Origin of the sequence: Serratia montpellierensis (genome assembly GCF_020858655.1) — a bacterium.
Classification (GTDB): Bacteria; Pseudomonadota; Gammaproteobacteria; order Enterobacterales; family Enterobacteriaceae; genus Serratia; species Serratia montpellierensis.
In genome coordinates this window covers 328404-334495 of record NZ_VOSN01000015.1, presented here as the reverse complement: position 1 = coordinate 334495, position 6092 = coordinate 328404, and the positions used below count along the sequence as shown (strand labels likewise).

Below are 6092 nucleotides of genomic sequence, written 5' to 3'. Positions count from 1 at the left end.
GGTGTTGTACAGCAGGCCGTCATAGGTGGAGTTGGTGATCACCGCATGTACCGGCCAGGTGGCGTTCGGGGTGTCCTTCACGCGCTTGGCGATGGTGGCGCGCTGGAACTCGCTCTGCGGAATGCCGCCGAGGATGCCGTAGGCGTTGCGGGTCGGACGGAAGTAGATCGGCGTGATGTCGCTCATCATCATCAGGTGAGTCAGCGACTTGTGGCAGTTACGGTCAATCAGCACCGTGCTGCCCGCCGGCGCCGAGTACATGCCGACGATCTTGTTGGCGGTGGAAGTGCCGTTGGTGATCATGTAGCTGCGTTCGGCGTTGAACACGCGGGAAATGTACTCTTCCGCTTCTTTATGCGGGCCGGAGTGATCCAGCAGCGATCCCAGTTCGGACACCGAAATCGAGATATCCGACTTCATGGTGTTCGGGCCGAAGAAATCGTAGAACAGACTGCCCACCGGGCTTTTCTGGAACGCGGTGCCGCCCATGTGGCCCGGCGTACAGAAGGTGTATTTGCCTTCACGCACGTATTTGAACAGCGCCTTGGTCAACGGCGGCAGGATGGTGTCGATATACTCGTCGGTGTTCTGTTTGATCTTGGCGGCGATGTCGGTTGCCGCGCCGAGCGCATATTCGAAGAAGCGCACCTGCATGCGCAGATCGTTCAGGCTGACGTCCAGCGTCGAATAGGTGTTGGCGAACGCGTACAGCGGCATGTATTCGTTCAGCTGGCTGATCTCTTCGCACAGCTCCAGATTGTATTTGTCCCAGTCGAAGATCACCCCGCACAGGCGGGCGTTGTTCTCGATCAGTTTCAGCAGGTCTTCGCGATCGTTAGGGTAAACGATGCGGAAATCCAGACTTTCCAGCGCCTGATGCAGTTCACGGATAGGCTCTTCTTTGAAGTAGACACCCATGTGATTCATGATGGCGATAACGTTCATATGCATTTCTCCTGGCAAAGCAAGCCCCTTCCCGTCGCGGCTGACAGGTCGGAAAGAAAGGGGCTGGGTAAATTCAGTCGGTCAGCGGACGCGAATCAGTGCGCTTTGGCCGTGGTGTTTTCATCGACCGCCGCTGCGTTGGCAGCCTGGCGGGTATTCATTTTCCGGGCGTAGAACATCAGGATAATCAAGCTGATGATAAAGGTGCCGGACAGTTCGAATGAGTTGGCGCCCATCAGCGCGATGAAGCAGAAGCCGCAGCCGCACACCGAAGCGATCAGGCTCAGCAGGTTGCGCACGTTGACCCCTTCGAAGCGGATCAGGTCTACGCAGGAGTAGAAGTAAGGCAGCATGGTCAGCAGCACCGCGATGCCGGTCAGTTCGCCGAACAGGTCGGACGCTTTGCCGCCGGCGGAGCTCATCAGGGTGATCAGCACCATCAGCGCGGTCATTTTGCAGCCGGCCAGCAGCAGGCCTTTCTTCGGAATGCCGTTTTTATCCAGCTCGCCGTACACTTTCGGGAAGTTGCCGTCGTTGGCGGCGCGTACCCCGGCCTGGCCGACCAGCATCATCCACGAACCGAGCGAGGTCAGGCAGGCGAAGGCGGTGAAGGCGGAAACCATCGGTGCGGCCCAGTTGCCCATAATCGCCGAGGCGCTGATGGCGAACGGCGCGCCGCTGGCGGCCATTTCAGACGCCGGGAACATGCCGCTGATCACCTGGGTAGCGGCGATGTAGATGATGCCCGCCAGGCCGGTGCCGAGCATGGTCGCCAGCGGCACGGTGCGTTTCGGGTTTTTCACCATGCCGGTGCTGACCGCCGCGGATTCCACGCCGATGAACGCCCACAGGCACAGCAGGATACTTTTGATCACCGCATGGCTGTCGGTGGTGCCGGAGGTATTCCAGTTAGCCTGGTAAGTGGCGGCGTCAAACCAGTGCCAGCCGAGGGTGGCGGTCACGATCACCGGGATCAGCACCAGCACCAGACCCAGGGTGGTCAAACGGCTGACCCAGGTTCCGCCCAGCATGTTCACGAAGGTGAAGACCCACACGATGGCGATACAGGCGATGCCGGCAGGTACCGGGTTGTTCAGCGCCGGGAAGAAGGTGGAGAGATAAGAAACGGCGGTAATGCCGATGGCCAGGTTACCGATCCAGTTGGCATGGTAATAAAGCACGCCGGTCTGGAAACCGAAGGCCGGGGAAATTTCACCGGCGTAGGCGATGGGGCCACCCTGCTGCGGGTTTTTGGTGGCGAGACGGGCATACACATAGGCCAGCGACATCGCCCCGATAATCGAGATCACCCATCCCCAAATAGCGATGGATCCGAGACTCGCCAGGTTGGCGGGCAATAAGGCAATCCCGCTCCCCATCATATTACCGGCGACGACGCCGGTGCAGGCAATAAGCCCTATTTTCTTGGGTGAAGCCATGGTCAGTTTCTCCTGATTTACGTTTCTTATAAGCCACACCCATAAATAAAAGATTTTAATGAGCCGGCTTGATAGTCAGGATGCTAACCATCGGGGGGAATAAAGTCCTAAAGATAAAGTGAGATTACGCTCATGATCATACAAATGATAACCTGAGGTTTTTCATTAACACATCAAGATAAAAAGGTAAGCTAAAGAAAAGATAAACATCATTTAAAAACAACAGCATGAAAAGGTTAATGACGCATAACAAACGGCAAAAAAGAAATAATATCGCGCAGAAAAATAATACATTCATGCAACATGGCTTCACCAATAAATAACGCCACCAAAATTCCCTGAGAATAATGGCGGCGTGATATCGGTTAATTATTGGCGCTGATAGTTATTTAAATAAGGCACCACGTTGGTCAATGACGTCTGGAATACACCATTGGTGATCCAATGCAATGTGTCTTCGCCGGGGCGAAGATTGAATGCGGTAATATAAGAATCCGCCGCCAAATGGTTTTGCCCCTGCATTTCATACACCTTGCCCAGCAGCACATAATTCAGCCACGACATTTGCAATTCAATCCCCAGGTCGATAGCCCGGTGCGCCTCGTCAATGCGCCCCTGCGTCAATGCATCCACCGCCAGAACTTGCTGCATGATTGGCGTGTTTTTCAATTCGGGGATCGTCGCCAGATGGCTGATATCGGCGCGCAATTGCGCCAAGGCCTGGCTGTCGAACGGTTGGTAAGAATTGCGCAGTACATCCACCAGCGCCTTTTCCGCCAGCAGGTAGTGGAAGTTCGGCGCGCTTTTAATCAACTCGCTCAGCTGGGCGCTGGCGCGGGTCAACGAATCGGCATCGCCGTGGATCAACAACTGATGCGCCTGGTAGAAACGCTGCAGCAACGGCCCGTTGTCGGGCAGCAGCTGCGCCAGACGCTGCTCCAGCTGCGGTGGCCAAGGCTGCTTCAGTGCAGCGGACAGGCTGGAGAGGAAGTCGGCCTGGATCTTCAGCTGGTTATCGGCGGTAATGAAGTAACGCTTGTCGAGCATGACTGAGCTGTCGGCGTTATCCACCAGCCGCACGGACAGGAAACACTGCTGGGCGCGGTAGTGGCGCTGATTGACGAACTCGATATACAGCGACTTGCCCGAGTTGCTGGGGCCGGAATAGTTGTAGTTGGTCTGGTCGTGCACCAGGAAGGTCGAATAGGTGTTCAACGAATCGGTGATCAGCTCGCTGACGCCCACCACATAAGAGAGCTGCGGCATCCAGTTGCTGCAGCTCTCGCCGCCCTGGATGCGAATATCGATATCGCGCGGGTTAAGCAGCACCGGCATGGTGGATACCGGCACGCGCTGCGACAGCGTGGCGATGCCGACAAACGCCACGCAGACGCTCAGTGCGCTCAGAAACGCCAGCCACACCCAGAAGGTCGAGCGGCGATAAAAACGCGGCTTCTTTTCGCCGGGCGCGGCAGGCGGTGCGCTTGCCCGGCGCGGCGGCACATACGGCGTCTCGTCGTCTTCCTCGCTGCCGTCTTCCGGTTCATGCATGATCACCGCAATCTGCGGCGCCTGTGCGGGAGCGGGTTGCGTCTCCCCTTCTTCACACCAGATCACCGACGTCACCAGCTTATACCCGCGCTTGGGCACGGTGATAATGTATTCCGGGCTGTCGCTGTCGCCGTCTTTCAGGTATTTGCGCAGCTCTGAAATGCATTGGGTCACCACGTGGTTGGTGACGATATTGCGCTTCCAGACGTTGTCGATCAGCTCGTCGCGGCTCAGCACCACGTCGGGGTGCCGGGCGAAATAGCACAGCATGTCGATCAGGCGCGGTTCCAGCGTTTTTTGGCGGCCGTCGCGGCTGATGGTGTTGTCGGCAGGGGTAACCAGCCACTCCCCGACGCGAAAAGCAGGCTCTTGCATGGCGGAAATAACTCTGTAGGCATGTAGGGCAAGGGCGCGATCATAGCATAACCGCCCCCGGCTGTGGCCGCCGGGAGGCGATTAAGCCGTTAACTCTCGTATAATTCTAACGGTAAACCATCGGGATCGCTGAAAAAGGTAAAGCGGGATTGGGTGTAAGGATCGACGCGCACCGGTTCGCAAGCGCCGCCGGCCGCCTGCAGATGGGCGATGGCCTGGTCGATGTCGTCGACGCTGAACGCCAAATGGCGCAGACCGCAGGCCTCCGGGCGGCTGACGCGGGCCGGCGGCGAAGGGAAAGAAAACAGCTCGATAGTGTATTGCCCGTTGAGCGCCAGATCCGCTTTCCAGGAGTCGCGCTCCTCGCGGTAGACTTCGCCCAACAGGGTAAAACCGAGGATGTCGCAGTAAAAACGCTTGCTGACGGCGTAGTCCGCGCCAATGATCGCGATATGGTGTACCTGACGTAATCCCAGCATAGAAACCTTCTCCTGTTCATTCTGATGGGGCACGGTATCCGGCGGCGGCGATGACGTCAATGAGAACGCCCGGCATCTCTCTCCAGACCGCCGGGCGCGTTCTTGCACTATGGCTGCGGGGCTTTCAACACCTTCACCAGATAGTGCCCGTCCTCCGTCAGCTTGGCGCCGTGGATGTCGGTTTCAAACCCGGGATAGCGCTCGCCGATCGAGCACAGCATCAGCAGGAAATCGAGCACCGCCCGGCTCTCTTCGGTGATCATTTCCCCCGGCATCACCAGCGGCACGCCCGGCGGATAAGGCAGGATCATATTGGCCGCCACCTTGCCCACCAGCTGATCCAGCTCGCAGGTTTCCACATTGCCGCGCACCTGTTCCTGGAACATCTGGTGCGGCGTCAGCTTCATTTCAGGCAGCACGTCGAACGCCCGCTGCATCAGGCGCGGCAGATCGTGTTGGCGGATCAGCCGATGAATGCCGGCGGCCAGATCCTGGATACGCATATGGCGATAAAAATCCGGATCCTCGGCGTACAGATCCGGCAGCATGTTCTTCACCCGCAGGTTGAGATCGTAAGCGCGCTTGAAGTCAGTCAGGCCGCGTAACAGGCTCATCGCCTTGGTTTTGTCGATGCCGATGCTGAACAGGAACAGCAGGTTATAGGGCCCGGTCTTCTCCACTACGATGCCGCGTTCGTCGAGGTACTTCGCCACCAGCGCCGCCGGGATCCCTTCCTCCTCCAGCGCGCCCAGCTCGTTCATGCCCGGCGTCAGGATCGTCACTTTGATCGGATCAAGGTACATGTGATCGCGATCGGTCTGGCCGAAACCGTGCCAGTTATCGTCGGGATCCAATGGCCAGCACTGCGCCTCATCGATCTCTTCCGGCTGCCAGATATCGAAGAACCAACTGTCGCTCTCCTCGCGCAGCCGCTGCACTTCACGGCGAAAATGCAGCGCGCGCTCCACCGAACGGTTGATCAAACGGCGACCCGGGTTGCCGCGCAGCATGGCCGCAGCGGTCTCCATCGATGCCACGATGCCGTAGTGCGGCGAGGTGGTGGTATGCATCATGTACGCTTCGTTGAAGGTGCTCTCGTCGTAGTCGCCCTTGATATGAATCATCGAAGCCTGCGAGAAGGCCGCCAGCAGTTTGTGGGTGGACTGGGTTTCGTAGATCACCTTGCCCTCCACGCGGCCGCCGCTCATACCGCACTTGCCTTTATAGATCGGGTGGAAGTTGGTGTAAGGCACCCAGGCGGAATCGAAGTGGATCGACTTCACGTCCAGGGTGTTCTTGATAA

4 protein-coding genes and 1 pseudogene are annotated in these 6092 nt (G+C 57.9%); all 5 read right to left on the bottom strand.

The genetic code is table 11. The annotated features are described in order from the left end of the window. A pseudogene (cadA, locus tag FUU19_RS18220) lies at window positions 1-945 on the bottom strand (lysine decarboxylase CadA); the annotation flags it as partial. Window positions 946-1040: 95 nt separating this feature from the next. After that, window positions 1041-2384, bottom strand: coding sequence for a cadaverine/lysine antiporter (gene cadB, locus FUU19_RS18215; protein ID WP_033639529.1), 1344 nt, complete (start codon window positions 2382-2384; stop codon window positions 1041-1043). 369 nt (window positions 2385-2753) lie between these two features. Next, a complete protein-coding gene (gene cadC / locus FUU19_RS18210; RefSeq protein ID WP_230491013.1) occupies window positions 2754-4310 on the bottom strand; it encodes a lysine decarboxylation/transport transcriptional activator CadC in 1557 nt (518 codons plus the stop codon). Window positions 4311-4399: 89 nt separating this feature from the next. Further along, a complete protein-coding gene (locus FUU19_RS18205; protein WP_230507289.1) occupies window positions 4400-4789 on the bottom strand; it encodes a VOC family protein in 390 nt (129 codons plus the stop codon). Window positions 4790-4896: 107 nt separating this feature from the next. Next, a partial coding sequence (locus FUU19_RS18200) for an Orn/Lys/Arg family decarboxylase (protein WP_488266386.1) occupies window positions 4897-6092 on the bottom strand: 1196 nt, incomplete at its 5' end.

What these genes read in the sequence shown, in the direction of transcription:
- cadB (WP_033639529.1), bottom strand. Translation starts at nt 2,384, where the DNA reads ATGGCTTCACCCAAGAAAATAGGGCTTATTGCCTGCACCGGCGTCGTC.
- cadC (WP_230491013.1), bottom strand. Translation starts at nt 4,310, where the DNA reads ATGCAAGAGCCTGCTTTTCGCGTCGGGGAGTGGCTGGTTACCCCTGCC.
- FUU19_RS18205 (WP_230507289.1), bottom strand. Translation starts at nt 4,789, where the DNA reads ATGCTGGGATTACGTCAGGTACACCATATCGCGATCATTGGCGCGGAC.